The organism is Streptomyces sp. NPDC056222 (genome assembly GCF_042264065.1).
Taxonomy (GTDB): domain Bacteria; phylum Actinomycetota; class Actinomycetes; order Streptomycetales; family Streptomycetaceae; genus Streptomyces.
Window position 1 is genome coordinate 1 of the sequence record NZ_JBHJTL010000108.1, and the last position, 25787, is coordinate 25787.

Sequence of the window (25787 nt, forward strand, 5' to 3'; positions counted from 1 at the left end):
GGGCATGGCCGTTCGAAAGCGCGAAACGGTCAGACGTTGAAGCCGAGCGCGCGCAGCTGCTCGCGACCGTCGTCCGTGATCTTGTCCGGACCCCACGGCGGCATCCAGACCCAGTTGATCTTCAGCTCGCTGGCGATGCCGTCGGTGGCGGACTTCGCCTGGTCCTCGATCACATCGGTCAGCGGACAGGCCGCCGACGTCAGGGTCATGTCCAGCGTGACGACGTTGGAGTCGTCGATGTGGATGCCATAGATCAGGCCGAGGTTGACGACGTCGATGCCCAGCTCGGGGTCGACGACGTCGTACAGCGCCTCGCGGATCTCTTCTTCGGAGGCCGGCTTCATCGTGGCCTCGGCGTTCTCGGTCATGCCGACTTCCTCTCCGCGTCACCCAGAGCCTGGGCCGTCGCGTCCTTCCACGCCATCCAGCTGAGCAGCGCGCACTTCACCCGGGCCGGGTACTTGGAGACACCCGCGAACGCGACCGCGTCCTCCAGGATCTCCTCCATCGCGTCGTCCGGCTCGATCTGGCCCTTGGACTGCATCAGCTCCAGGAACGTGCCCTGGATCTTCTGCGCGTCGGCCAGCTCCTTGCCGACGAGCAGCTCGTTCAGGACCGAGGCCGAAGCCTGGCTGATCGAGCAGCCCTGACCCTCGTACGAGACGTCCTCGATGCGCGAGCCGTCGTACTTCACCCGGAGCGTGATCTCGTCGCCGCACGTCGGGTTCACGTGGTGCACCTCGGCGTCGCCGTCCCGAAGACCGCGCCCGTGCGGGTGCTTGTAGTGGTCCAGGATGACGTCCTGGTACATCGAATCCAGCTTCACGACCAGCCCCTACCCGAAGAAGTTCCGTACGTGCTCAAGTCCCTCGACCAGGGCGTCGACCTCGGCCGGGGTGGAGTACAGATAGAACGACGCTCGCGTGGTCGCAGGAATTCCGTACCGCAGGCAGACCGGCCGCGCGCAGTGGTGGCCGACGCGGACCGCGATGCCCTGCTCGTCGAGAACCTGGCCCACGTCGTGCGGGTGGATGTCGCCGAGCACGAAGGAGATCGCCGCGCCGCGGTCCTCGGCCGTGGTGGGGCCGATGATCCGCAGGTCCGGAACCTCCTGGAGGCGACGGACGGCGTACTCGGTGATCGCGTGCTCGTGGCGCGCGATGTTCTCCATGCCGATCGCCGACAGGTAGTCCACGGCCGCGCCGAGGCCGACGGCCTGGGCGATCGGGGGCGTACCCGCCTCGAACTTGTGCGGAGCCGGCGCGTACGTCGACGAGTGCATCGAGACGGTCTCGATCATCTCGCCGCCGCCAAGGAACGGAGGCAGGTCCTCCAGGAGCTCCTGCCGTCCCCACAGCACACCGATGCCGGTCGGGCCGACCATCTTGTGGCCGGTGAAGGCCACGAAGTCGGCCTGCAGCGCCTGCACGTCGAGCACCATGTGCGGGGCCGCCTGCGAGGCGTCGATGCAGACCAGCGCACCGACCTCCTGCGCACGCCGGATGATCGTCTCCACCGGGTTGATCGTGCCCAGCAGGTTCGAGACCAGCGTGAACGAGACGATCTTGGTCTTCTCGGTGATGACCTCTTCGATGTTCGAGAGGTCGAGACGACCGTCGTCGGTGAGCCCGAACCACTTCAGCTTCGCGCCGGTGCGCTGCGAGAGCAGCTGCCACGGCACGATGTTGGAGTGGTGCTCCATCTCCGTGATGGCGATCTCGGTCTCGTGGTCCACGCGGTAGGGCTCGTCGGCCCAGCCCAGCATGTTGGCCACGAGGTTGAGCGACTCGGAGGCGTTCTTGGTGAAGATCACCTCGTCGCGGCTCGGCGCGTTGATGAACGCCGCGACCTTGTCACGGGCGCCCTCGTACAGCGCCGTCGCCTCCTCGGCGACCGTGTAGACGCCGCGGTGGACATTGGCGTTGTGGCGCTCGTAGTAGGTGTTGAGCGCGTCGAGCACCTGGCGCGGCTTCTGCGAGGTCGCCGCGGAGTCCAGGTACACGATCTTCTTGCCGTCGTGGACCACGCGATCCAGGAGCGGGAAGTCCTTGCGGATCGCCTCGGTGTCGAGGAGGCCGGAGAGCCCCTGATGGGCAGATGTCACGCGGATGCGCCACCCTTCACGTACTTGTCGTAGCCCTCGGCCTCCAGCTGGTCGGCGAGCTCGGCGCCGCCGGACTCGGCGATGCGGCCGTTCGCGAAAACGTGCACGAAGTCGGGCTTGATGTAGCGCAGGATGCGCGTGTAGTGGGTGATCAGCAGGGTGCCGACCTCGCCGGTCTCACGGACGCGGTTGACGCCCTCGGAGACGATACGGAGCGCGTCGACGTCCAGGCCGGAGTCGGTCTCGTCGAGGATCGCGATCTTCGGCTTGAGGAGCTCCAGCTGAAGGATCTCGTGGCGCTTCTTCTCACCGCCGGAGAAGCCCTCGTTGACATTGCGCTCGGCGAAGGCCGGGTCCATCTGGAGCTTCTCCATGGCCTCCTTGACCTCCTTCACCCAGGTACGCAGCTTGGGGGCCTCGCCGCGGACGGCGGTGGCGGAGGTGCGCAGGAAGTTGGAGACCGAGACACCGGGGACCTCGACCGGGTACTGCATGGCCAGGAAGACGCCGGCGCGGGCGCGCTCGTCGACCGACATCTCCAGGACGTCTTCGCCGTCCAGGGTCACGGTGCCACCGGTGATCGTGTACTTCGGGTGGCCGGCGAGGGAGTACGCCAGGGTCGACTTGCCGGAGCCGTTGGGGCCCATGATGGCGTGGGTCTCGCCCTGCTTCACGGTCAGGTCGACGCCCTTGAGGATCTCACGGGGGCCGTTCTCGGCCTCGACGGAGACGTGCAGGTCGCGGATTTCAAGCGTTGCCATGGGTGACTCAGGACTCCTGGGTGACGGAGACGAGCACATCGTCCCCTTCGATCTTTACGGGGTATACGGGGACGGGGCGCGTCGCGGGAAGGCCGGACGGCTTGCCGGTGCGGAGGTCGAAGCTGGAGCCGTGCAGCCAGCACTCGATGGAGCAGTCCTCGACCTCGCCCTCCGAGAGGGAGACGTTGGCGTGCGAGCAGATGTCGTTGATCGCGAACACCTCGCCCTCGGTGTGCACGACCGACACCGGCGTGCCGTCGACCTCGACCCGCTTCGGGGTGTCGGTCTCCAGCTCGCTCAGCGCGCAGACTCGGACGAAGGCCATCAGACGGACGCCTCCAGCTCGGCCTCGATCTTGGCGATGAGGCGCTCCTGGACGTCCGGCAGACCGATCTGCTGGACCAGCTCGGCGAAGAAGCCGCGGACGACGAGGCGGCGGGCCTCGGTCTCCGGGATGCCGCGGGCCATCAGGTAGAAGAGCTGCTCGTCGTCGAAGCGGCCGGTGGCCGAGGCGTGACCGGCGCCGGCGATCTCGCCGGTCTCGATCTCCAGGTTCGGCACGGAGTCGACGCGGGCGCCGTCCGTCAGGACCAGGTTCCGGTTGAGCTCGTACGTGTCGGTGCCCTCGGCGGCGGCCTGGATGAGGACGTCGCCGATCCAGACGGCGTGGGCGTCCTGACCCTGCAGCGCGCCCTTGTAGGCCACGTTGGACTTGCAGTGCGGCGTGTTGTGGTCCACCAGGAGGCGGTGCTCCTGGTGCTGGCCGGCGTCGGTGAAGTAGAGGCCGAAGAGCTCGGCCTCGCCGCCCGGGGCCGCGTACCGCACACGCGGGTGGATGCGGACGACGTCGCCGCCGAAGGTCACCACGACCGACTTGAAGGAGGCGTCACGGCCGACCAGCGCGTTGTGCTGGGCGACATGGACGGCCTTCTCGTCCCAGTCCTGGACGGAGACGATGGTGAGCTTGGCGCCGTCGCCGAGGATGTAGTCCACGTTGGCGGCGAGCACCGCGTCACCGGTGTGGTCGATGACCACGACGGCCTCGGCGAACGCGCCGAGCTCGATCACCTGGTGGCCGAAGGCGACGCCGCCCTCGCCGTGCACGGCGATCCGGATCGGCTCGTCGAGGACGGCCTCCTTGGCGACGGTCACGACCGAGGCCTTCTCGAAGGAGGAGTACGCCTGGGCGGCGACACGGTCGACGGGCGTGCCGGCCTTGCCGAGCCGCGCGTCGTCACGGCCGACGGTCTCCACGGTGACGCCCTCGGGGGCCTCGATCACGACCTTGACGCCCTCGCCGGACGCGACCGCGGTGCCGTCGTGCAGACCGCGCAGACGCTCCAGCGGCGTGAACCGCCACTCCTCCTCGCGACCGTGCGGGACCGGGAAGTCCGCGACGTCGAAGGACGGGGGCGCGCTCATGCGCGTGGCGACGGTGGACTCGGCGGCCACCGCGATCGAGCCGGCGGTGGTGGAGCCCGCCGGGATGTTCTGAGCCTCAGCCATGGCTGTCGTCTTGCTCTCTTCCTGCCTCGTCGTGCTTGCCCGCCTGTGCCGGGCGGCCGGCGGCGGTGCTGCCTGGGGCACCGTCCGCGGCCGCGCCGCCCAGCGGCGTGCTCGCGGGGCTCAGCGGCTGAGCCCGGGGGTCGTCGTTTGCCGGTCCGTGTCCGGACGGGTCGTCCGGACGGGGCCGATCCGGCCGGGACGCGCCCGGCCGGTCCGCGGGGCGCCTTAGCCCACCGCGCCTTCCATCTGCAGCTCGATCAGCCGGTTGAGCTCGAGGGCGTACTCCATCGGCAGCTCCTTGGCGATGGGCTCGACGAAGCCGCGCACGATCATCGCCATCGCCTCGAACTCGGTCATGCCGCGGCTCATCAGGTAGAAGAGCTGGTCCTCGGAGACCTTGGAGACGGTGGCCTCGTGGCCCATGGAGACGTCGTCCTCGCGGACGTCCACGTAGGGGTACGTGTCCGAGCGGGAGATCGTGTCGACGAGCAGCGCGTCGCAGAGCACGTTCGACTTGGCGCCCGGGGCACCCTCGCCGATCTCGATGAGACCGCGGTAGGAGGTGCGGCCGCCGCCTCGCGCCACCGACTTGGAGACGATGTTGGAGGAGGTGTTCGGGGCCATGTGGACCATCTTGGCGCCGGCGTCCTGGTGCTGGCCCTCGCCCGCGAAGGCGATGGACAGGGTCTCGCCCTTGGCGTGCTCGCCCATCAGGTAGACGGCCGGGTACTTCATGGTGACCTTGGAGCCGATGTTGCCGTCGACCCACTCCATGGTCGCGCCCTCGTAGGCCACGGCGCGCTTGGTGACCAGGTTGTAGACGTTGTTCGACCAGTTCTGGATCGTCGTGTAGCGGCAGCGGCCACCCTTCTTCACGATGATCTCGACGACCGCGGAGTGCAGCGAGTCGGAGGAGTAGATCGGGGCGGTGCAGCCCTCGACGTAGTGGACGTAGGCGTCCTCGTCGACGATGATCAGCGTCCGCTCGAACTGGCCCATGTTCTCCGTGTTGATACGGAAGTAGGCCTGCAGCGGGATCTCGACGTGCACGCCCTTCGGCACGTAGATGAACGATCCGCCGGACCAGACGGCTGTGTTCAGCGAGGCGAACTTGTTGTCGCCGACCGGGATGACCGTGCCGAAGTACTCGCGGAAGAGCTCCTCGTGCTCCTTCAGCGCGGTGTCGGTGTCGACGAAGACGACGCCCTGCTCCTCCAGGTCCTCACGGATCTGGTGGTAGACGACCTCGGACTCGTACTGGGCCGCGACACCGGCGACGAGGCGCTGCTTCTCCGCCTCGGGGATGCCGAGCTTGTCGTACGTGTTCTTGATGTCCTCCGGCAGGTCCTCCCAGGACTCGGCCTGCTTCTCGGTGGACCGGACGAAGTACTTGATGTTGTCGAAGTCGATGCCCGACAGGTCGGAGCCCCAGCTCGGCATGGGCTTCTTGTCGAAGAGGCGCAGACCCTTGAGCCGCAGCTTCAGCATCCACTCGGGCTCGTTCTTCTTCGCGGAGATGTCGCGGACGACATCCTCGTTCAGACCGCGCTTGGCAGTGGCACCGGCGGCGTCGGAGTCGGCCCAGCCGTACTCGTACCGACCCAGGCCCTCGAGCTCGGGGTGGCTGATCTCGGTGGTCATGCGGGGTTCCTCCCGGCCGTACTTGCGGATGCTTCTGATGGGGTGGTCTGTGGGGCGCTGTGCGGGATGAACGTCGTGCAGACGCCGTCACCATGCGCGATGGTGGCGAGACGCTGGACGTGCGTTCCCAGGAGGCGGGAGAAGATCTCCGTCTCCGCCTCGCACAGCTGCGGGTACTGCTCGGCGACATGGGCGACCGGGCAGTGGTGCTGGCAGAGCTGCTCGCCGACCGGCGCGTTCCGCGCAGTGGCAGCGTACCCGTCCGCGCTCAGCGCCCTGGCAAGCGCCTCGGTGCGCTGGTCGGGCTCAGCCGACTCGACGGCCTCGCGGTACGCCTCCGCCTGGTGCTCGAGACGGTCACGCGCGAAGGCGGCCACGGCGGCCTCTCCCCCGGCGTTCTTCTCGATCCAGCGCAGGGCGTCGACGGCCAGCGAGTCGTACGACTGGTCGAAGGCGTCCCGGCCGCAGTCGGTCAGCGCGAAGACCTTGGCGGGGCGGCCGCGGGTGCGGGCTCCGTACACGCGCTTCTCGCGGGCCTCGACGACATTGTCCGCGACGAGGGAATCGAGATGGCGGCGCACGGCCGCCTGGGTGAGGCGGAGGCGCTGCGCGAGGTCGGAGACCGTCGACGGCCCGTGATCCAGGATGGACCGCGCGACCCGGTTGCGTGTGGAGCGCTCACCGGTCGCGAGTTCCTCCACGGGAGCCGCGTCGACGTTTTTCACAACGCCATTGTTGCGTAATTCCTTCGGCAGTGACAAGCGCCGTCCGAGCGGACGACGGTGCCGTGCATCACTCAGGTAAGGCTTACCTGACCTGCGGAGATGATCATTCATAGGACGAATTGCAGCGGGATTCGGGCCCCGCGCCGGATCCACCCCGGCGACCTCTCTAGACTTCCCGGCATGCGAAACGAGTCCGTCGTCCAGGTCCGCGGCCTGGTCAAGCGGTACGGGACGAAGACCGCCGTCGACGGCCTCGACCTCGACGTCCGGGCCGGCACCGTGACCGCCGTCCTCGGCCCCAACGGGGCCGGGAAGACCACCACGATCGAGACCTGCGAGGGCTACCGGAAGGCCGACGCGGGCACCGTCCGCGTCCTCGGCCTCGACCCGGTCGCCGACGCGGGCCTGCTGCGTCCCCGGATAGGTGTGATGCTCCAGTCGGGTGGCGTCTACTCCGGCGCCCGCGCCGACGAGATGCTCCGCCACATGGCGAAGCTGCACGCGCACCCGCTGGACGTCGACGCCCTGATCGAGCGCCTCGGGCTCGGCTCCTGCGGCCGGACCACCTACCGCCGGCTCTCCGGCGGACAGCAGCAGCGCCTCGCGCTCGCCATGGCCGTCGTCGGCCGCCCCGAGCTGGTCTTCCTCGACGAGCCGACCGCCGGACTCGACCCGCAGGCCCGCCACGCCACCTGGGACCTCGTCCGCGAGCTGCGCACCGACGGAGCCACCGTCGTCCTCACGACTCACTTCATGAACGAGGCCGAGGAGCTGGCGGACGACGTCGCGATCATCGACGGCGGCCGGGTCGCCGCCCAGGGCAGCCCCGAGCGGCTCTGCCGCGGCGGCGCCGAGAACACCCTGCGCTTCACCGGGCGCCCCGGTCTCGACCTCGGCTCGCTGCTCAAGGCCCTGCCGGACGGCACGGCCGCCGCGGAGCTCACCCCGGGCGCGTACCGGATCAGCGGCGAGGTGGGCCCGCAGCTGCTCGCCACCGTCACCAGCTGGTGCGCCCAGCACGGCGTGATGCCGGACGGCATCGCGGTGGAGCGCCACACCCTCGAAGACGTCTTTCTCGAGCTCACGGGCAAGGAGCTGCGGTCATGATGCGCGTCGACACCAAGATCCGCCGGGGGTCCGCGGGTTGTCCCCCGGACAGGCACAGCCTCGAGCTCACGGGCAAGGAGCTGCGCGCATGAGCACCGGTACGAGCGCGGGGACGTACACCCCGAGGCCGGGAGCCGCCCCCGTCGGCCGGATGATCGCGGCGCAGACCGTCCTGGAGACGAAGATGCTGCTCCGCAACGGCGAGCAGCTGCTCCTGACGGTGATCATCCCGTCCCTCCTGCTCGTGCTGTTCTCGACCGTCGACATCGTCGACACGGGGACGGACAAGGCCGTCGACTTCCTCGCCCCCGGTGTCCTCGCGCTCGCCGTGATGTCCACCGCCTTCACCGGCCAGGCCATCGCGACCGGCTTCGAGCGCCGCTACGGGGTGCTCAAGCGGCTCGGCGCCTCCCCGCTGCCCCGCTGGGCGCTGATGACCGCCAAGACGCTCTCCGTCCTGGTCACCGAGGTGCTCCAGGTCGCGCTCCTGACGGCGATCGCGCTGGGGCTCGGCTGGTCGCCCCAGGGCGACCCGTTCTCCGTCCTGCTGCTGCTCGTCCTCGGTACGGCCGCCTTCTCGGGCCTCGGCCTGCTGATGGCCGGCACGCTGCGGGCGGAGGCGACGCTGGCCGCCGCGAACCTGGTCTTCCTGCTGCTCCTGGTGGGCGGCGGAGTGATCGTGCCGCTGGACAGGTTCCCGGACGCGGCCCGCGCCGTGCTGGAGCTGCTGCCGATCTCCGCGCTCTCGGACGGGCTGCGGGACGTGCTCCAGGGCGGCGCCGCGATGCCGTGGGGACAGGCGCTGGTCCTCGCCGTGTGGGCGGTGCTCGGACTCGGCGCGGCGGCGAGGTTCTTCCGCTGGGAGTAGCCGAGGGGTGACGTTCCGGGGTGACTTCACCCGTAACGCACCCCTCGTGAAAGCGTGCACAAGCCCCGTCCTACGATAGGGCCCGTGCTGACCCCCCTCGCCTCCATCGCCAGGCGCTGGACCCCGTCCCCCCGGACGCTCCGGCGCGCCGCGCTCTCCGCCGTCGTGATGAGCGTGCTCATCATCGTCACCGGAGGGGCGGTCCGGCTCACCGGCTCCGGTCTCGGCTGCGACACCTGGCCCAAGTGCACGGACGACAGCCTCATCGTGACGCCCGAGCAGGGCTACCGCGGCGCGATCGAGTTCGGCAACCGGATGCTCACGTACGTCCTGTCGGCCGCGGTCGGCTGGGCGATCATCGCCGCGCGGTCCACCAAGCCCTGGCGCCGCGGTCTGACCCGGCTCGGCTGGCTGCAGTTCTGGATCGTCGCGAGCAACGCGGTCCTGGGCGGCATCACCGTGTGGATGGGCCTCAACCCGTGGACGGTCGCCGGCCACTTCATCGCCGCGAACGCGCTCCTCACCGTCGCCGTGATCACCTGGCAGCGCACCGGCGAGGGCGACACGACGCCCCGGCCGCGCGTCCCGGGTCCGGTCCGCAAGCTGTCCTGGGCCATCATCACCGCCTCGGCGCTGCTGATCGTCCTCGGCACCGGAGTGACCGGCTCGGGCAAGCACGCGGGTGACAGCAGCGACGTCCCGCGGATGCCGTGGGACTGGACCGCCGCCGCCCACCTCCACGCCATCGCCGCCTGGGTCGTCTGCGCGCTGGCGCTCGCCATGTGGCTGGTACTGCGGGTGGTGGACGCTCCCGACGACACCCGGGCCCGCGCCCGCGACCTGCTGATCGTGCTGCTCGCGCAGGGCGGGATCGGGTACGTCCAGTACTTCACCGGGGTTCCCGAGCTCCTGGTCGGCGCGCACATGCTCGGCTCCGCGCTGATGTGGATCGCCGTCCTGCGCCTCGCCCTCAGCCTGCGTGAGCGCCCGGTGTCCGCCCCGGAGATCCCGGCCCAGGCCGACTCCGCGCTGGCCACGGCGTAGGGCTGCGCGGAACGGATCCGCGCGATATCCGAATTCGGGTACGCGCTCAGATGAGCTTGTAGACCCGCTGCGCATTGCCCGCCGCGATCATCGTGGCGACGCGCTGCGCGTCGCCGAGGGACCAGGCGCCGTCGCCCACCCATTCGCCCAGCACCCGGCTCAGCGCGCCGCGGAAGACGCTGGCCGCGACGACGTGCAGCTCGGGCAGGGCGTGGGCGCCGCTGGAGAAGAGCAGCTTGCCGAAGGGGGCCAGCTCCAGGAGCTCGGCGAGGACGGCCGCGGCCCTGGCCCCGGTCCTGCCGAGGACGGAGCCGAGGTCGGCGTACACATGCGGGAAGACACCGGTCAGCTGGGCCGTCTGCCGGTGGTACGGGTATCCGTGCAGGAGTACGAGGTCGGCGCCGAGCCCGCTGGTGGCGGCGGCGAAGCCGGCGACTCCGTCCGGGTCCTCGGTTCCCACGTGCAGCTGGAGCGGCCGCCCGGAGGCGACGGCGATCCACAGCAGATGGCGCAGCAGGACGGGGTCGGTGAGCCGGCCGCCCGCCGTGCGTCCGGCCAGCCAGCGGCCCGCCGCCCCGCGCACCTCGCCGGGGCCCGGTGGTTCGGGCGCGTACGCGAGCCCCCGGGACACCGCCGCCACGGAGGTGAAGGCGACGGCTGTCGCGGCGGCGCCGTGGACGGCCTCCGCGAGGTTGGCCAGGAGGCCCTCGACCGTCCCCGAGGTGTCGGCGACCTGCTCGGCGAGCGGCTCCAGCCGGATGATCTCGTGGGCCTCGGCGGCCCCGGCGGAGGCGATCTCGGCGGGCCCCGTCAGATCGCCGGGCAGTCCGGTGTCCACCAGGTAGGTGGAGATTCCGGAGGCCCGCAGCAGCCTGCGTCCGGACTCCAGGACGCCCAGTTCGCGCCGGCGGGCGAGATAGCGGGCCGGTGGGCAGTGCGGTTCCAGGCCGAGCAGCGGCGGGCACCAACGGCGTACCGCGAAGCCGGTCTGGGTGTCGAAGAAGGTGGTGCCGGGCGCGGGCGGCGCGCCGGTCCTGCCGAGGTGTGCCTCGAAGGTGCCGAGGCCTAGCTCCTTGCGGAGCACCCCGTGGCAGTACTGGTCCACCAGGCTCGGGGTCTCGATCATTCGGGGGGCTCCCTGTGTGGACGTGTTTCCACCCGTCCTAACGGGTGAGCCCCACCCGAGGTTGTTGCCTCAGCCGTTCGACGGGCCGCCGAGCTGGATTCCGGCCATCCGGGTCCACTCGTACGGGCCGGTCACGACCTTGGCGGCGAACTCGCCGTCGAACTCGTCGTGCAGGGTCAGCCCGGCCTTCTCGGCCGCCTGCTGGGCGACGGGGAACGTGGGGGCCACCAGGTCGCCCCAGCCGCCGTCCTCGCCGACGAGGACGATACGGGTGCCCATCTGACCGATGTAGGCGAGCTGCCCCTCGGCGCCGCCGTGCTTCTTGGAGAACGCCTGGATCTGCTTGGCGAGCTTGGCCGCCTTGCGCTCCGCCTTGGTGTCCGCCTGCTTGGTGTCTGCCATAGCAAGGATGCTACTGACAGGTAGATCGACTGGCGACGGCCGGGGTACGTGGTCTTGCCCACGTACCCCGGCCGTTGATCAGGTCCGAGTGACTACCTCAGGAAGGGGTCGACCGCGACCGCCACGAAGAGCAGCGAGACATAGGTGATCGACCAGTGGAAGAGGCGCATCTCCTTGAGCTTCGCGCCGGTCGCGCCGTTCTTCGCGCGGTGGAGCAGCGCGTGCGCCTCCCAGAGCCACCAGCCGCCGGTGAGCAGCGCCACGGCGGTGTAGAACCAGCCGGTGTAGCCGAGCGGGGTCAGCAGCAGCGAGACGGCGACCATCACCCAGCTGTACGCGACGATCTGCTTCGCGACGACCTTGTTGGAGGCGAGGACCGGCAGCATGGGGACGCCCGCGCGGGCGTAGTCGTCCTTCACCTTCATCGACAGCGGCCAGTAGTGCGGCGGCGTCCAGAAGAAGATGACCATGAAGAGGATGATCGCGGCCCAGGACATCGAGTTGGTGACGGCCGACCAGCCGATCAGCACGGGCAGACAGCCGGCGATGCCGCCCCAGACGATGTTCTGCGCGGTCCGCCGCTTGAGGATCATCGTGTAGACCACGACGTAGAAGAGGAGCGCACCGAGCGAGAGTGCGGCGGAGAGCCAGTTGATCAGGAACCCGAACCAGAGCGTGGAGACCACGGCGAGGGTCAGGCCGAAGATCAGGCCCTCACGCGGGGTGAGCGCTCCGGTGACCAGCGGGCGCTGGGAGGTGCGGTCCATCAGTGCGTCGATGTCGCGGTCGATGTACATGTTCAGCGCGTTCGCGCCGCCCGCCGACAGATAGCCGCCGAAGCAAGTGGCGAGTACCAGCCACATGTTCGGCACGCCCTGCTCGGCGAGGAACATCACCGGAACGGTCGTGATGAGCAGAAGCTCGATGATCCGCGGCTTCGTCAGCGCCACGTATGCCTTGACGCGGGCCCCGAACGGCCGATGGCCCCCCGGGCTGGGAGTCAAGACGACCCCTGCGGGTCGGGACTCGACGGCCGTCACGCACACCCCTGACAGAGAAATCCCAGCAAGCTCCCCGGATGAAGACGGGGTGAAGACTTGCGCGTACCACGCCACTGTAGACGTTGCCCATACGCCGATCTTCGCGGGGGTGGGGTCGTGTTGAGGGGGCTTGTCCCAAGGGTTGGACCGCGCTCGGGAGGCGAAGTGACACAGTGACCGGCACTCTTGCCGTATCCGCTCATGTGAGGCCCGCGCACTCGAAAGGATGGGCGTGTTGTCGGGGGTAGGCTCGACACCGCCGGTACACCCTCAGTCACCGGCTTTCCAGTACATGTGGAGAGGAGCCCTGACTCAGGGTGAGCACTAAGCCGACCACCACAGACCTCGAGTGGACCGAATTGGACCAGCGGGCCGTTGACACCGCCCGCGTCCTGGCCGCGGACGCCGTACAGAAGGTCGGCAACGGCCATCCCGGTACGGCCATGAGCCTGGCGCCCGCCGCGTACACCCTCTTCCAGAAGGTGATGCGGCACGACCCGGCCGATCCGGAGTGGGTGGGGCGCGACCGTTTCGTGCTCTCTGCCGGCCACTCGTCCCTCACGCTCTACACCCAGCTGTACCTGGGTGGCTTCGGGCTCGAGCTGGACGACCTGAAGGCCTTCCGTACCTGGGGCTCGAAGACCCCGGGTCACCCGGAGTACGGACACACCGCGGGTGTGGAGACGACGACCGGCCCGCTGGGCCAGGGTGTCGCCAACGCCGTGGGCATGGCGATGGCCGCCCGCTACGAGCGCGGCCTGTTCGACCCGGAGGCGGCCCCCGGCACCTCCCCGTTCGACCACAACATCTACGTGATCGCCGGTGACGGCTGCCTGCAGGAGGGCATCTCCGCCGAGGCGTCCTCGCTGGCCGGTCACCAGAAGCTCGGCAACCTGGTCCTGCTGTGGGACGACAACCACATCTCGATCGAGGGCGACACCGAGACCGCCGTGTCCGAGGACACGATGAAGCGGTACGAGGCCTACGGCTGGCACGTCCAGCGTGTCGAGCCGCAGGCCAACGGCGACCTGGACCCGGCCGCCCTGTTCGCGGCGATCAAGGCCGCCGAGGCCGAGACCGAGCGCCCGTCGTTCATCGCGATGCGCTCGATCATCGCCTGGCCCGCCCCGAACGCCCAGAACACCGAGGCCGCGCACGGCTCGGCGCTGGGCGACGAGGAGATCGCGGCCACCAAGCGTGTCCTCGGCTTCGACCCGGAGCAGACCTTCGAGGTCACCGACGAGGTCATCGGCCACACGCGCGCCCTGGGCGACCGCGGCCGTGAGGCCCGCGCCGCGTGGGAGAAGTCGCTCGCCGAGTGGCGTACGGCCAACCCGGAGCGTGCCGCGGAGTTCGACCGCATCCAGGCGAACGAGCTGCCCGAGGGCTGGGAGTCGAAGCTCCCGGTGTTCGAGGCGGGCGGGGGCATCGCCACCCGCGCCGCGTCCGGCAAGGTCCTTCAGTCGCTCGGCGCGGTCATCCCCGAGCTGTGGGGCGGCTCGGCCGACCTCGCCGGCTCGAACAACACGACGATCGACAAGACCTCGTCGTTCCTGCCCGAGGGCAACCCGCTGCCGGAGGCCGACAAGTACGGCCGCACGATCCACTTCGGCATCCGCGAGCACTCCATGGCCGCGGAGATGAACGGCATCGCGCTGCACGGCAACACCCGCATCTACGGCGGCACCTTCCTGGTGTTCTCCGACTACATGCGCAACGCGGTCCGCCTGTCGGCCCTCATGCACCTGCCGGTGACGTACGTCTGGACCCACGACTCGATCGGTCTGGGCGAGGACGGTCCGACCCACCAGCCGGTGGAGCACCTGGCGTCGCTGCGCGCGATCCCCGGTCTGAACGTCGTCCGCCCCGCGGACGCCAACGAGACCTCCATCGCCTGGCGCGAGATCGTCAAGCGTCACACCCGCGAGTTCGGGAAGGGCGCCCCGCACGGTCTCGCCCTGACCCGTCAGGGTGTGCCGACGTACGACTGGAACGAGGACGCCGCCAAGGGTGGCTACGTTCTGGCCGACGCCGAGGGCGGCGACGCCCAGGTCGTGCTGATCGGCACGGGCTCCGAGGTGCACCTGGCCGTCGAGGCCCGCGAGCAGCTCCAGGCCGCCGGCATCCCGACCCGTGTGGTCTCGATGCCGTCCGTCGAGTGGTTCGAGGAGCAGGACCAGGCGTACAAGGACTCGGTCCTGCCGCCGTCGGTGAAGGCTCGGGTCGCGGTCGAGGCCGGTATCGGTCTGACCTGGCACAAGTACGTCGGCGACGCCGGCCGGATCCTGTCGCTGGAGCACTTCGGCGCCTCGGCCGACGCGAAGGTCCTCTTCCGCGAGTTCGGCTTCACGCCGGAAGCCGTCGCCGCCGCCGCGCGGGAATCTCTCGCCGCCGCCGCGCGCTGACGCCCTTAGACACGACATTGGAGAACCTCTCATGACAGACGCTCTCAAGCGCCTCTCCGACGAAGGCGTCGCGATCTGGCTGGACGACCTCTCGCGTCAGCGGATCACGTCCGGAAACCTGGCCGAGCTGATCGACCAGCAGCACGTGGTCGGTGTCACCACCAACCCGTCCATCTTCCAGAAGGCGATCTCGGAGGGCCACGGTTACGACCAGCAGCTCGCCGACCTCGCTGCCCGCAAGGTCACTGTGGACGAGGCCATCCGCATGATCACGACGGCGGACGTGAGGGACGCCGCCGACATCCTGCGCCCGGTCTTCGAAGCGACCGACGGCCAGGACGGCCGGGTCTCCATCGAGGTCGACCCCCGTCTGGCCCACAACACGGCGGCCACGATCGCCGAGGCCAAGCAGCTGGCCTGGCTGGTGGACCGTCCCAACACGCTCATCAAGATCCCGGCCACCAAGGCGGGTCTGCCGGCGATCACCGAGGTCATCGGCCTCGGCATCAGCGTCAATGTGACGCTGATCTTCTCGCTGGAGCGCTACCGCGCGGTCATGGACGCCTACCTGGCGGGTCTGGAGAAGGCCCGCGAGCGCGGCCTGGACATCTCCCTGATCCACTCCGTGGCCTCCTTCTTCGTCTCCCGCGTGGACTCGGAGATCGACAAGCGCCTCACCGCCCTCGGCACCGACGAGGCCAAGGCGCTCAAGGGCAAGGCCGCCCTCGCCAACGCCCGTCTCGCCTACGAGGCGTACGAGGAGGTCTTCTCCTCGGACCGCTGGGCCGCCCTCGACAAGGCGCAGGCCAACAAGCAGCGTCCGCTGTGGGCCTCGACGGGCGTGAAGGACCCGGCGTACAAGGACACCCTGTACGTCGTGGACCTGGTCGCCCCCGGCACGGTCAACACCATGCCGGAGGCCACGCTGGAGGCCACCGCCGACCACGGCGAGGTCTCCGGTGACACCGTGCGTGGCACCTACGAGCAGTCCCGCGCCGAACTGGACGCCGTCGAGAAGCTCGGCATCTCGTACGACGACGTGGTGCAGCTGCTCGAGGACGAGGGCGTCGAGAAGTTCGAGGCGTCCTGGAACGACCTGCTCAAGTCGACCGAGGCGGAGCTTGAGCGCCTTGCACCTTCGGAGGCGTAACCACCTTGAGCGCAGTCCACGGAGCCAACCCGCTCCGTGACGCCGCAGACCGACGGCTCCCGCGTATCGCGGGGCCGTCGGGTCTGGTGATCTTCGGCGTCACGGGCGATTTGTCCCGAAAGAAGCTGATGCCTGCCGTCTACGACCTGGCCAACCGCGGCCTGCTGCCGCCGGGCTTCTCGCTCATCGGCTTCGCCCGCCGCGAGTGGCAGGACGAGGACTTCGCGCAGGAGGTCTACGAGGCCGTCAAGCAGCACGCGCGCACCCCGTTCCGCGAGGAGGTGTGGCAGCAGCTGATCCAGGGGATGCGCTTCGTCCAGGGCGACTTCGACGACGACGACGCCTTCGACCAGCTGAAGACCACCATCGAGGAGCTGGACAAGGCACAGGGCACGGGCGGCAACTTCGCCTTCTACCTCTCCGTGCCGCCGAAGTTCTTCCCCCTCGTCGTCCAGCAGCTGAAGAAGCACGGCCTGGCCGACCAGAAGAACGGCTCCTGGCGCCGCGCCGTCATCGAGAAGCCCTTCGGCCACGACCTGGCATCCGCGAAGGACCTCAACGAGGTCGTCCACGAGGTCTTCCCGCCCGACGCGGTCTTCCGGATCGACCACTACCTGGGCAAGGAGACCGTCCAGAACATCCTGGCGCTCCGCTTCGCCAACACCCTCTTCGAGCCGATCTGGAACCGGTCGTACGTCGACCACGTCCAGATCACCATGGCCGAGGACATCGGCATCGGCGGCCGTGCCGGCTACTACGACGGCATCGGCGCCGCCCGTGACGTCATCCAGAACCACCTCCTCCAGCTGCTCGCACTGACCGCGATGGAGGAGCCCGCCTCCTTCGACGCCGACGCGCTCGCGGCCGAGAAGACCAAGGTGCTCGGCGCTGTGAAGCTGCCGAAGGACCTGGGCGCCTCGACCGTGCGCGGCCAGTACGCGCCGGGATGGCAGGGCGGCGCCAAGGCCGTCGGCTATCTGCAGGAGGACGGGATCGACCCCAAGTCGAAGACCGACACCTACGCGGCCATCAAGGTGGAGATCGACAACCGCCGCTGGGCGGGTGTCCCCTTCTACCTCCGTACCGGCAAGCGCCTCGGCCGCCGCGTCACCGAGATCGCGGTCGTCTTCCAGCGCGCCCCGCACTCCCCGTTCGACCACACCGCGACCGAGGAGCTCGGCCGCAACGCCATCGTGATCCGGGTCCAGCCGGACGAGGGCGTGACGGTGCGGTTCGGCTCCAAGGTGCCGGGCACGCAGATGGAGATCCGGGACGTGTCGATGGACTTCGCCTACGGCGAGTCCTTCACGGAGTCCAGCCCCGAGGCGTACGAGCGGCTCATCCTCGACGTCCTCCTCGGCGACTCGAACCTCTTCCCGCGGGTCGAGGAGGTCGAGCTGTCCTGGAAGATCCTCGACCCGATCGAGCAGTACTGGGACAAGCACGGCAAGCCCGCGCAGTACCAGTCCGGGACCTGGGGTCCGGTCGAGGCGGACGAAATGCTCGCACGAGACGGACGGAGCTGGCGCCGGCCATGAAGACCGACCTGACGGACACCACGTCCAGCAAGATCAACAAGGCGCTGGTGCTCGGGCGGCGGGCCATCGGCACGCCGGCCGTCGGCATGGTGCTCACCCTCGTCATCGTCACCGACGAGGAGAACGCCTACGACGCGCTCAAGGCGGCCAACGACGCGTCCCGCGAGCACCCCTCGCGGACGCTGGTGGTCATCAAGCGGGTCTCGCGCTCGCCGCGCGACCGCGCCAAGGCACGGCTCGACGCCGAGGTCCGCCTCGGCGCCGACGCCAGCACCGGGGAGACGGTGGTTCTCCGGCTGTACGGCGAGGTCGTCGACCACGCCCAGTCGGTGGTCCTTCCGCTGCTGCTGCCGGACGCGCCCGTCGTCGTCTGGTGGCCGGTCAACGCGCCGGCCGACCCGGCGAACGATCCGCTGGGCGCGCTCGCCCAGCGCCGGGTGACCGACACGTACGCCTCGGAGCAGCCGATCCACGAGCTGACCGGACGCGCGGACAACTACACCCCGGGCGACACGGATCTGGCCTGGACCCGGATCACCCCGTGGCGCTCGATGCTTGCCGCCGCGCTCGACCAGGTCGTGTGCGAGGTCACCTCCGCCGAGGTCGAGGGCGAGGAGTTCAACCCGAGCGTCGAACTGCTGGCCATGTGGCTGGCGGACCGGCTGAAGATTCCGGTCCGGCGCGGCAGGTCGGCGGGCCCCGGGCTCACGTCCGTACGGATGGAGTCCACCTGCGGGCCGATCGTGCTCGACCGGCCCGACGGCTCGCTGGCGACGCTCTCCATCCAGGGGCAGCCGGACCGTGCCGTGGCGCTCAAGCGCCGCGAGACGGCCGAGCTGATCGCGGAGGAGCTGCGCCGGCTCGACCCGGACGACACCTATGCCTCGGCGCTGAAGTTCGGTCTGGAGCGGCTGGACGAGGAGGCGGCGACCACCGCTCCCGTGACGGTCGAGGACGCGCCCGAGGCCGGGGACTCTTCGGCTCCGGCGAAGAAGGCCACGGCTGCGCCGAAGAAGACACCTGCCAAGAAGGCGGCGGCCAAGTGAGTGCTCCGCAGCTCGTCGTCCACCGCGACAAGGAGCTGATGGCCCAGGCCGCGGCGGCCCGGCTGATCACGCGGATCGTGGACGCCCAGTCCGCGCGCGGCTCGGCGTCCGTGGTCCTCACGGGTGGCCGCAACGGCAACGGACTGCTGGCGGCGCTCAGTTCGGCCCCCGCTCGGGACGCGATCGACTGGTCGCGGCTCGATCTGTGGTGGGGCGACGAGCGCTACCTGCCGGACGGGGACCCGGAGCGCAATGTGACCCAGGCCCGCGAGGCGCTGCTCGACAGCGTCCCGCTGGACCCGGCGCGGGTGCACGCGATGCCGGCCTCGGACGGGCCGTTCGGCAGTGATGTCGAGGCCGCGGCCGCCTCCTACGCGGCCGAACTGGCCGCGGCCGCGGGTCCGGAGGACCATGCGTCGGTGCCGAGCTTCGACGTCCTGATGCTGGGTGTCGGGCCCGACACCCATGTCGCCTCGCTGTTCCCGGAGCTCCCGGCGGTCCGCGAGACCGAGCGGACGGTGGTGGGCGTGCACGGCGCGCCGAAGCCGCCGCCGACCCGGATCTCGCTGACGCTGCCCGCGATCCGTGCCGCGCGCGAGGTCTGGCTGCTCGCGGCCGGTGAGGACAAGGCGAAGGCCGCGGCGGTCGCGCTGTCGGGCGCGGGCGAGGTCCAGGCCCCGGCCGCGGGCGCCTACGGCCGCTCGCGCACGCTGTGGCTGCTCGACGCGGCGGCCGCCTCGGAGCTGCCGCGCAGTCTCCATCCGCCGGCCTCGGCCTGACGGACGGTCACTCGGGCCCGGTTCACCGCACGGTGGACCGGGCCTTCGGCGTTTCCCGTACGGGTTCCAGGAAGGGGGCGAGCAGCTCCGGCACCGCTTCGGCGGCGAAGGCCAGGCCCTCGCTCTCCCCGGCGTCGTGGACGTCGTACGCGCCCGCGCCCGCCGCGGTCGTCGCGGTCAGGGTCAGCACCCCGGCCCGGCGCTGGAAGTACGACTGCTTGACGGTCCATCCGATGACGCCGCCTCGCTGGAGGGCGACGGTGGTCCTACGGATCGTGCCGGAGCGGGCCACCAGATAGCCTCCGGTGATGCCGTGCCCCAGATTGCGGTAGGCGTCGAGCGCGAGCAGTACGGCGAGCGGGGTCGACACAAGGGCGCAGGCGGCCGCGATGTACAGCAGGACGGGGGTGAGTACGGCTCCGAGGACGGCGAGGACCGCGGCCGGGACGAGCGCGCCCGCGAGGGCCCAGCGCAGTCGCCGGGTGCGGGCGGCGCGGGGATGGACGGTGAGCGGGGCGCTCGTCGGGGGCTCGGGCTCGCGCAGGACCTGGGCGGCGACCCGGTCCGCGACGGCGCGGGGCGCCGGCGGGAGCAGGGTCTTGTGGTCGGCGTGCTCGTCCTCCTCGTTCTCCACGAGGCCGGTGGCGACGGCGTCGACGCGGGCGGCCCGGCACATCCGTACACCCAGCGGCTCGACCAGTTCGACGCCCCGCAGCCGACGTTCCTCGACAGAGATCGAGCGGGCGGTGAAGAGTCCGCGGCGGACCCTGAGGGTGCCGCCGGGCTCGCGCTCCAGACGGTAGTTCCACCACATCTCGACCCAGAGGCCGAGGGCGCCGACGGTGCCGGCGAGGGTGGCGAGCAGGACGAGGACGATGATCATCGAGAGGACCGAGGTGTCCTCGAAGCGGTCCCCTATCCAGTTGATGACCTTGGCCTGGGCTCCGAACCACTCGCTGACCTGCATGACGGCTCCGGCCGCCGCGCCGCCGAGGAGCGGGGCGACGAAGGAGACCGGGGCGTAGCGGATCCAGCGGCGGTCGAGCTCGGCCAGTGCGCCGTCGTGGGTCGTGTCCTCGGCGGCGGAGACCGTACGGGCGAGCAGTTCGCGGCGGAGTCGTTCGCCCTCGGCCCGGGCGACCGGGTCGAGTTCGAGGGTGGACTCGCCGCCGCCGGCGCTCTCCCCGGTGCCGATGCGGACCTTGACCAGGCCGAGGACGCGCAGGAGCGGGTTGGCCGTCAGGTCGACGGTGCGGATGCGTTCGCGGGACAGCGAGCGGCGCTTGACCAGGAGGAGCCCGGTGTGGAGTTCGACCCTCCCCCAGCCTTCGGCCGGGGGTACCCCCGTCTCGCTCCTCCCCCAGCCTTCGGCCGGGGGTACCCCCGTCTCGCTCCTCCCCCAGCCTTCGGCCGGGGGTACCCCCATCTCGCTGCGCTCGGCACCGATGCGATAGCGGGTGCGGCGCCAGCGGACGTGGTCGGCGGCCGCGCCCGCGCCGATGAGGAGGGCGGCCCCGGCGCCGATCCAGCCGAGGGCCTTCCAGGCGGGCATGGAGCCGGTGAGGCCGAAGAAGACGGGCAGGGCGGCGCCGCCGGCGACACCGGCGAGGACCGTGGCGGTGACCAGGACCGTACGGCGGTCGAGGCGCCGCCAGTCCTCCGTCATGTCGCGTCCCCGGAGGTGGCCTGGGTGATGGCGGTCAGCCGCTCGGCGAGATCGGCGGCGAGTTCGTGGTCGAGCCCCTCGATCCGGAGCGCGCCCTTGGAGGAGGCGGTGGTGACGGTCACCGTGGCGAGCCTGAAGGCCTGCTCCAGCGGTCCGCGTACGGTGTCGACGGTCTGGATCCGGGACATCGGCGCGATCCGCCACTCCTGCCAGAAGGCCCCGGTGCGGACGTAGACGGCGTCCTCGGTGACCTCCCAGCGGTGCACCTTGAACCACCAGTGGGGGAGGAACGCGGTGCAGGCGAGGCCGACGACCGCCACGGCACCGGCCACGAGCAGCAGCCAGAACCGGGCCGGCGTGATCAGTGCGCCGAGCACGCCGAGGACGACCACCGGTGTGGCGGTCGTCAGCAGCCACTGCGTACGCCACCAGCCGACGGCCCGTTCGTTCAGCGTGTTGTTCGGAGGCCTGAGCCTTATCTCGCCTTGCACCGCGTTCTCCCCCGTCATGGCTTCTACCGTCCGCGCAGCGAGCGGTAGGTGGCGACGAGTCCGGCCGTCGAGCCGTCGAGCTCGCCGGCGCCCTTGCCCTCGGTCAGCACCGGCTCGATCTTCTTGGCGAGGACCTTGCCGAGCTCGACTCCCCACTGGTCGAAGGAGTCGATGTTCCAGATCGCACCCTGGACGAACACCTTGTGTTCGTAGAGCGCGATGAGCTGGCCGAGGACGGAGGGCGTGAGCTCCTTGGCCAGGATGGTGGTCGTGGGGTGGTTGCCCTTGAAGGTCTTGTGCGGGACGAGCTCCTCGGCCACGCCCTCGGCCCGTACCTCCTCGGGCGTCTTGCCGAAGGCCAGCGCCTGCGTCTGGGCGAAGAAGTTGGCCATCAGCAGGTCGTGCTGGGCGACGAGACCCGGGAGCAGATCGGCGACCGGCTCGGCGAAGCCGATGAAGTCGGCGGGGATGACCTTGGTGCCCTGGTGGATCAACTGGTAGTACGCGTGCTGACCGTTGGTTCCGGGCGTGCCCCAGACGACCGGTCCGGTCTGCCACTCGACGGGGTTGCCGTCCCGGTCGACGGACTTGCCGTTGGACTCCATGTCGAGCTGCTGGAGGTAGGCGGTGAACTTCGACAGGTAGTGCGAGTACGGCAGGACGGCGTGCGACTGGGCGTCGAAGAAGGCGCCGTACCAGACGCCGAGAAGGCCGAGGAGCAGCGGCGCGTTCTCCTCCGCCGGGGCGGTGCGGAAGTGCTCGTCGACGAGGTGGAAGCCGGCGAGCATCTCGCGGAAGCGATCCGGACCGATGGCGATCATCAGGGAGAGGCCGATGGCGGAGTCGTACGAGTAGCGTCCGCCGACCCAGTCCCAGAACTCGAACATGTTGGCCGTGTCGATGCCGAAGTCCTCGACCTTCTCGGCATTGGTCGACAGGGCGACGAAGTGCTTGGCGACGGCTTCCTGGCCGGCCCGCAGCCCGGTGAGGAGCCAGTCGCGCGCGGAGGTGGCGTTGGTGATCGTCTCGATGGTGGTGAAGGTCTTCGAGGCGACGATGAAGAGCGTCTCGGCCGGGTCGAGGTCGCGGACCGCCTCGTGGAGGTCGGCGCCGTCTACGTTGGAGACGAAACGGAACGTCAGATCCCGCTGGGTGTAGGAGCGCAGGACGTCGTACGCCATCGCGGGTCCGAGATCGGAGCCGCCGATGCCGATGTTCACGATGTTCTTGATCGGCTTGCCGGTGTGACCGGTCCACTCGCCCGCGCGGACCTTGTCGGCGAAGGCGGCCATCTTGTCGAGAACGGCGTGGACGCCCGGGACGACGTTCTCGCCGTCGACCTCGACGACGGCCCCGCGCGGGGCTCGCAGCGCGGTGTGCAGGACCGCGCGGTCCTCGGTGGTGTTGATCTTCTCGCCACGGAACATGGCGTCGCGCAGCTCGGCCACGCCCGTCGCGGCGGCCAGCTCGCGCAGCAGCGCGAGGGTCTCGTCGGTCACCAGGTGCTTGGAGTAGTCCAGATACAGGTCACCGACCCGGAGCGCGTAACCGGTGCCCCGGTCCGGGTCGGCGGCGAACAGCTCGCGCAGGTGCGTCTCGCCCAACTGCTCCCGGTGCTTCCCGAGGGCGCTCCACTCCGGAAGCCGGTTGAGCTTCGTGCGTCCTTCTGCGTTCATCTCGGACATCGCCTACTTCTTCTCTTCCTGCCTGCTTGCCCCGCTGCGACTCCAACCTAATTGATCGCAGGGGCGGAAGGCGCGCGACGACTCAGTGGCCGCCGCGATGCAACCTGCCCTCGTAGCGGGCTTCGAGGACGGCGTTGCGCTCGTGGCCGCCCGGCAGGTTCGCGGAGACGTAGACCGGCGGCTCGTGCCCCTCGGCGAGGAGGAGGGCGACCGACTCGGCGACCACCATCTGCACGAGCAGCGCGGAGGTGAGGGTGGAGATGCCGCAGAGCGCCCCGCCGTCCGGGAGGGGCAGCAGGGCGTCGCCGGTGGGGGCGCAGTTGTCGAGGACGGCGTCGGCGAGGTCGGCGAGTCGCCTGCCGCTGGGGTGCAGGGCGGGGACGGCGTGGGTGTGTTCCAGGGAGGTGAGGGCGACGAGCCGGTGACCGGCGTCGGTGACCTTCAGCGCCAGGTCGACGATCGAGTTGTTGACGCCGGAGTTGGAGATGATGACGAAGAGGTCCTGCGGGCGGGGTGTGGCGAGGGCGTAGAGCCGGTCGGCGAGGCCCGGGGAGCGTTCCAGGAGCGGATCGGCGAGTACGGAGGGGTCCTCGCCGCCGCGCAGTACGAGGTCGGCGAGCGCGATCCGGCTGGTGGGGACGAGCCCGCCGGCCCGGCCCGCGATCTCCAGGGCGGTTGCCTGCGAGTGTCCGGTGCCGAAGGCGTGGATCACCCCGTCGGCGGCGACACAGTCGGCGAAGAGCCGGGCAGCCGCGGCGACCGCGTCCTTGTTGGCCGCGACGGCCCGCTCGACGGCCCCGCGGGCATGGTCGGCGAACAGGGCGGCGCCGAGGGCGGGTTGGGGCATGGCCAAGCCTCCATTGGTTCGTTGAACCGAAATTGGTCGAGCGTTTCGATTCAATGAACCAGCCCGTCCGGCCTCCGTCAAGGCCCCGAGAACGCCGACGGGGCGGCGCACCCCGACGCGATGCCGGGAGTACACCGCCCTCGGGCGGGACGCGTTGCGGACGACGGCCCGTGTACGGGGGACACGGGCACTCGGCCGGGTCTACCGAGCCGGCTCGGTGGACCCGGCCTGCCCGCCGAACACTTCCTTGACGAGCGCCTTCTGCGCCTGCTGGAACGCCGCGGCCGTGGCGGCGAAGTCGAGCTCGGCGTCCCCGCCGGTCAGCGAGGCGGTCAGGGTCCTCCTGCCGTCGGGCGTGCTGTACATCAGTGCCGCCCAACCGAAGAAGCCGCCGTTGTGATGGAGGACGGTGCCGCCGCCGTCCAACTCCTCCACGAACACCCCCAGGCCGTAGCCCAGCTTGGGGTGCGGCGTACGCATCTCGGCCAGCAGCGAGTCCGGCAGGAGCTTGCCGCTCATCAGCGCGGAGAAGAAGGTGTGGAGGTCCTCGGTGGTCGAGATCATGTCGCCGGCGGCGGAGACCCAGGACACGTTGAAGCGGGTGACGTCGACGACGTTCCACCGGCCGGCGTGCTCGTACCGGTAGTAGCCGTGAGCGTGCGGCTCGGGGATCTCCGGCGAGGTGCCCGGCACCACGGTGCCCGAGAGCCCCAGCGGCCGCAGGATCAGCCGCTGCATCTCCTCGGCCAGCGAGCGGCCGGTGACCTCCTCGATCAGCAACTTGGCCAGCACGTAGTTGGTGTTGGAGTAGCTCCAGTCCGCCCCCGGCTCGAACCGCGCCGGCTTGGACAGGGAGAGCCGTACCAACTCCTCCGGATCGTAGGTGTGGAACCGGCGGTCCACGTACTCCTGGCCTTGCCAGGGGATCCCCGGCACGACCGTCCCGTCCTCGTAGTACTCGCCGGTGTGGCTGAACAGCCCACTGGTGTGCTGGAGCAGCATCCGCACCGTGATCCGCCGGTCGAGGCCGAACCGGGGCAGGTGGTCGTCGACCGGGCTGTCCAGCCCGATCCTGCCCTCGGCCACCAGCTGCAGCACCACGGTCGCGGTGAAGGTCTTGGTGGTGCTGCCGATCCGGAACCGCCCGTCGATGGCCGGCTCGGCGCTCTCGCCGAGCTTGCGCACCCCGGCGCTGCCGACCCACTCGCCCCGCTCGTCGTGCACCCGCAGTTGCACGCCGGCGAATCCGGAATCGACGATCTGCTGGATGGCCTTCTGCAGTTCCGGGCGATCCTGCCCGGCAGGGGTGAGGGACATGATGATGTGCTCCTTGTTCGGCTGTCGTGAACGTCGATCGGGCGGACGGATGGTGCGGCGGGGCCCTGTTGGAGCCGAGGCATCCGGTGGCGACGGCGCTTCTAGAGGCTGCGGGCGGTGATGTCGCCGTAGGCGGTGGTCGCGTGGATGGTCAGGCCGGGGGTGCCGTCGGTGTTCTGGAGGGCGTTGTGGATCCGGCCGTAGGCGGTGCCGGCGTCCAGGGCGGCGGAGACGCCGTGGGCGGCGCCGACGGAGATCCCGCCGGATTCGGTGTGCAGGGTGACGGTGCCGCGCACGGCCTCGGTGACACGGAGGTCGCCCTTCTGGGTACGGATCTCCGCGTCGCCGGCCAGACGGCCGACCGCGATGTCACCGGCCTGGAGGGTCAGGCGGGCGCTCGCGGTCTCGTCGAGCTCGACCGTGCCCTGCGCGGACTCGAAGGCGACGTCACCGAGCCGTCCGGTGCTGCGGAGTTCGGCGTCGGCGCCCTTGGCCTCGACGCGGGAGCCGGCCGGCAGCTGGACGGTGACCTCGACGTA

Annotated in this window: 25 protein-coding genes; 8 read left to right on the forward strand and 17 right to left on the reverse strand. The window is 70.1% G+C overall.

The genetic code is table 11. The features are described 5' to 3' along the window. Positions 1-29 precede the first annotated feature (29 nt). From ACFC0D_RS33025 to ACFC0D_RS33060, 8 genes are all read right to left on the reverse strand, one after another. The gene (locus tag ACFC0D_RS33025) at positions 30-368 is read right to left on the reverse strand and encodes a metal-sulfur cluster assembly factor (RefSeq protein ID WP_329121978.1); all 339 of its coding nucleotides are present in this window, start codon (positions 366-368) and stop codon (positions 30-32) included. Beyond that, positions 365-826: a Fe-S cluster assembly sulfur transfer protein SufU gene (gene sufU, locus ACFC0D_RS33030; protein ID WP_376444105.1), complete on the reverse strand. Its 462-nt coding sequence runs from the start codon at positions 824-826 to the stop codon at positions 365-367. The genes ACFC0D_RS33025 and sufU overlap by 4 nt, the downstream gene beginning before the upstream one ends. A 9-nt stretch (positions 827-835) precedes the next feature. Further along, positions 836-2104 carry a cysteine desulfurase gene (locus tag ACFC0D_RS33035; protein ID WP_329121975.1) on the reverse strand — a complete coding sequence of 423 codons (1269 nt, stop codon included), beginning with the start codon at positions 2102-2104 and terminating at the stop codon, positions 836-838. Next, entirely contained in the window at positions 2101-2865 is a 765-nt protein-coding gene (gene sufC, locus ACFC0D_RS33040) for a Fe-S cluster assembly ATPase SufC (RefSeq protein ID WP_352186263.1), read from the reverse strand. Before sufC ends, ACFC0D_RS33035 begins: the two co-directional genes overlap by 4 nt. A 7-nt stretch (positions 2866-2872) precedes the next feature. Further along, complete coding sequence (locus tag ACFC0D_RS33045; RefSeq protein ID WP_329121971.1) at positions 2873-3190, reverse strand: bifunctional 3-phenylpropionate/cinnamic acid dioxygenase ferredoxin subunit; 318 nt, start codon at positions 3188-3190, stop codon at positions 2873-2875. Next, positions 3190-4371: a Fe-S cluster assembly protein SufD gene (gene sufD / locus ACFC0D_RS33050; RefSeq protein ID WP_376444110.1), complete on the reverse strand. Its 1182-nt coding sequence runs from the start codon at positions 4369-4371 to the stop codon at positions 3190-3192. The genes ACFC0D_RS33045 and sufD overlap by 1 nt, the downstream gene beginning before the upstream one ends. A 225-nt stretch (positions 4372-4596) precedes the next feature. Continuing rightward, on the reverse strand, positions 4597-6012 hold the full coding sequence (gene sufB / locus ACFC0D_RS33055) for a Fe-S cluster assembly protein SufB (protein WP_376444112.1): 1416 nt from the start codon (positions 6010-6012) through the stop codon (positions 4597-4599). Next, positions 6009-6737 (reverse strand): helix-turn-helix transcriptional regulator, encoded by a 729-nt coding sequence (locus ACFC0D_RS33060; protein ID WP_376444115.1) that lies wholly within the window; start codon positions 6735-6737, stop codon positions 6009-6011. Before ACFC0D_RS33060 ends, sufB begins: the two co-directional genes overlap by 4 nt. 180 nt (positions 6738-6917) lie before the next feature. Between ACFC0D_RS33060 and ACFC0D_RS33065 the strand changes: the two genes are divergently transcribed. The 3 genes from ACFC0D_RS33065 (at position 6918) to ACFC0D_RS33075 (ending at position 9756) form a co-directional block, all read left to right on the forward strand. Beyond that, on the forward strand, positions 6918-7844 hold the full coding sequence (locus tag ACFC0D_RS33065) for an ABC transporter ATP-binding protein (protein WP_376444117.1): 927 nt from the start codon (positions 6918-6920) through the stop codon (positions 7842-7844). Positions 7845-7932: 88 nt separating this feature from the next. Next, on the forward strand, positions 7933-8712 hold the full coding sequence (locus tag ACFC0D_RS33070) for an ABC transporter permease (protein ID WP_376444120.1): 780 nt from the start codon (positions 7933-7935) through the stop codon (positions 8710-8712). A gap of 75 nt (positions 8713-8787) precedes the next feature. Further along, on the forward strand, positions 8788-9756 hold the full coding sequence (locus ACFC0D_RS33075) for a heme A synthase (protein ID WP_376444154.1): 969 nt from the start codon (positions 8788-8790) through the stop codon (positions 9754-9756). A gap of 46 nt (positions 9757-9802) precedes the next feature. Here ACFC0D_RS33075 and ACFC0D_RS33080 read toward each other — a convergent pair whose 3' ends face one another. The 3 genes from ACFC0D_RS33080 to ACFC0D_RS33090 form a co-directional block, all read right to left on the reverse strand. After that, on the reverse strand, positions 9803-10882 hold the full coding sequence (locus tag ACFC0D_RS33080; RefSeq protein ID WP_376444123.1) for an amidohydrolase family protein: 1080 nt from the start codon (positions 10880-10882) through the stop codon (positions 9803-9805). A gap of 69 nt (positions 10883-10951) precedes the next feature. After that, the gene (locus tag ACFC0D_RS33085; RefSeq protein WP_329121958.1) at positions 10952-11284 is read right to left on the reverse strand and encodes a hypothetical protein; all 333 of its coding nucleotides are present in this window, start codon (positions 11282-11284) and stop codon (positions 10952-10954) included. A gap of 92 nt (positions 11285-11376) precedes the next feature. Next, positions 11377-12324, reverse strand: coding sequence for a heme o synthase (locus ACFC0D_RS33090; protein ID WP_376444126.1), 948 nt, complete (start codon positions 12322-12324; stop codon positions 11377-11379). 317 nt (positions 12325-12641) lie between these two features. On the opposite strand from ACFC0D_RS33090, the gene tkt reads away from it, so the two are divergent. From tkt to pgl, 5 genes are read left to right on the forward strand one after another with little or no spacing between them, the layout of a single operon-like run. Next, positions 12642-14729, forward strand: a complete 2088-nt coding sequence (tkt, locus tag ACFC0D_RS33095; RefSeq protein ID WP_376444128.1) for a transketolase — start codon at positions 12642-12644, stop codon at positions 14727-14729. 31 nt (positions 14730-14760) lie between these two features. Next, positions 14761-15879, forward strand: coding sequence for a transaldolase (gene tal / locus ACFC0D_RS33100; RefSeq protein ID WP_376444130.1), 1119 nt, complete (start codon positions 14761-14763; stop codon positions 15877-15879). 5 nt (positions 15880-15884) lie between these two features. Then, the gene (gene zwf / locus ACFC0D_RS33105) at positions 15885-17417 is read left to right on the forward strand and encodes a glucose-6-phosphate dehydrogenase (RefSeq protein ID WP_376444132.1); all 1533 of its coding nucleotides are present in this window, start codon (positions 15885-15887) and stop codon (positions 17415-17417) included. Continuing rightward, positions 17414-18463 (forward strand): glucose-6-phosphate dehydrogenase assembly protein OpcA, encoded by a 1050-nt coding sequence (gene opcA / locus ACFC0D_RS33110; RefSeq protein ID WP_376444135.1) that lies wholly within the window; start codon positions 17414-17416, stop codon positions 18461-18463. Before zwf ends, opcA begins: the two co-directional genes overlap by 4 nt. Beyond that, on the forward strand, positions 18460-19242 hold the full coding sequence (gene pgl, locus ACFC0D_RS33115) for a 6-phosphogluconolactonase (protein WP_376444138.1): 783 nt from the start codon (positions 18460-18462) through the stop codon (positions 19240-19242). The genes opcA and pgl overlap by 4 nt, the downstream gene beginning before the upstream one ends. Positions 19243-19264: 22 nt before the next feature. Here pgl and ACFC0D_RS33120 read toward each other — a convergent pair whose 3' ends face one another. The 6 genes from ACFC0D_RS33120 to ACFC0D_RS33145 all read right to left on the reverse strand — a co-directional run. Continuing rightward, positions 19265-20908: a PH domain-containing protein gene (locus ACFC0D_RS33120; RefSeq protein ID WP_376444141.1), complete on the reverse strand. Its 1644-nt coding sequence runs from the start codon at positions 20906-20908 to the stop codon at positions 19265-19267. Next, positions 20905-21417: a PH domain-containing protein gene (locus ACFC0D_RS33125; protein WP_376444143.1), complete on the reverse strand. Its 513-nt coding sequence runs from the start codon at positions 21415-21417 to the stop codon at positions 20905-20907. Before ACFC0D_RS33125 ends, ACFC0D_RS33120 begins: the two co-directional genes overlap by 4 nt. A gap of 5 nt (positions 21418-21422) precedes the next feature. After that, complete coding sequence (pgi, locus tag ACFC0D_RS33130) at positions 21423-23075, reverse strand: glucose-6-phosphate isomerase (protein WP_376444156.1); 1653 nt, start codon at positions 23073-23075, stop codon at positions 21423-21425. A 91-nt stretch (positions 23076-23166) separates the two neighbouring features. Next, on the reverse strand, positions 23167-23931 hold the full coding sequence (locus tag ACFC0D_RS33135; RefSeq protein ID WP_376444146.1) for a sugar isomerase domain-containing protein: 765 nt from the start codon (positions 23929-23931) through the stop codon (positions 23167-23169). 201 nt (positions 23932-24132) lie between these two features. After that, positions 24133-25248 carry a serine hydrolase domain-containing protein gene (locus tag ACFC0D_RS33140; RefSeq protein ID WP_376444149.1) on the reverse strand — a complete coding sequence of 372 codons (1116 nt, stop codon included), beginning with the start codon at positions 25246-25248 and terminating at the stop codon, positions 24133-24135. Positions 25249-25349: 101 nt separating this feature from the next. Then, positions 25350-25787, reverse strand: a 438-nt coding sequence (locus ACFC0D_RS33145) for a DUF4097 family beta strand repeat-containing protein (protein WP_376444151.1), incomplete at its 5' end; no start/stop codon positions are given.

What these genes read in the sequence shown, in the direction of transcription:
- ACFC0D_RS33070 (WP_376444120.1), top strand. Translation starts at nt 7,933, where the DNA reads ATGAGCACCGGTACGAGCGCGGGGACGTACACCCCGAGGCCGGGAGCC.
- ACFC0D_RS33045 (WP_329121971.1), bottom strand. Translation starts at nt 3,190, where the DNA reads ATGGCCTTCGTCCGAGTCTGCGCGCTGAGCGAGCTGGAGACCGACACC.
- ACFC0D_RS33080 (WP_376444123.1), bottom strand. Translation starts at nt 10,882, where the DNA reads ATGATCGAGACCCCGAGCCTGGTGGACCAGTACTGCCACGGGGTGCTC.
- ACFC0D_RS33135 (WP_376444146.1), bottom strand. Translation starts at nt 23,931, where the DNA reads ATGCCCCAACCCGCCCTCGGCGCCGCCCTGTTCGCCGACCATGCCCGC.
- ACFC0D_RS33065 (WP_376444117.1), top strand. Translation starts at nt 6,918, where the DNA reads ATGCGAAACGAGTCCGTCGTCCAGGTCCGCGGCCTGGTCAAGCGGTAC.
- ACFC0D_RS33125 (WP_376444143.1), bottom strand. Translation starts at nt 21,417, where the DNA reads ATGACGGGGGAGAACGCGGTGCAAGGCGAGATAAGGCTCAGGCCTCCG.
- sufD (WP_376444110.1), bottom strand. Translation starts at nt 4,371, where the DNA reads ATGGCTGAGGCTCAGAACATCCCGGCGGGCTCCACCACCGCCGGCTCG.
- ACFC0D_RS33025 (WP_329121978.1), bottom strand. Translation starts at nt 368, where the DNA reads ATGACCGAGAACGCCGAGGCCACGATGAAGCCGGCCTCCGAAGAAGAG.
- ACFC0D_RS33120 (WP_376444141.1), bottom strand. Translation starts at nt 20,908, where the DNA reads ATGACGGAGGACTGGCGGCGCCTCGACCGCCGTACGGTCCTGGTCACC.
- sufB (WP_376444112.1), bottom strand. Translation starts at nt 6,012, where the DNA reads ATGACCACCGAGATCAGCCACCCCGAGCTCGAGGGCCTGGGTCGGTAC.
- tal (WP_376444130.1), top strand. Translation starts at nt 14,761, where the DNA reads ATGACAGACGCTCTCAAGCGCCTCTCCGACGAAGGCGTCGCGATCTGG.
- ACFC0D_RS33085 (WP_329121958.1), bottom strand. Translation starts at nt 11,284, where the DNA reads ATGGCAGACACCAAGCAGGCGGACACCAAGGCGGAGCGCAAGGCGGCC.
- opcA (WP_376444135.1), top strand. Translation starts at nt 17,414, where the DNA reads ATGAAGACCGACCTGACGGACACCACGTCCAGCAAGATCAACAAGGCG.
- pgi (WP_376444156.1), bottom strand. Translation starts at nt 23,075, where the DNA reads ATGAACGCAGAAGGACGCACGAAGCTCAACCGGCTTCCGGAGTGGAGC.
- sufC (WP_352186263.1), bottom strand. Translation starts at nt 2,865, where the DNA reads ATGGCAACGCTTGAAATCCGCGACCTGCACGTCTCCGTCGAGGCCGAG.
- ACFC0D_RS33140 (WP_376444149.1), bottom strand. Translation starts at nt 25,248, where the DNA reads ATGTCCCTCACCCCTGCCGGGCAGGATCGCCCGGAACTGCAGAAGGCC.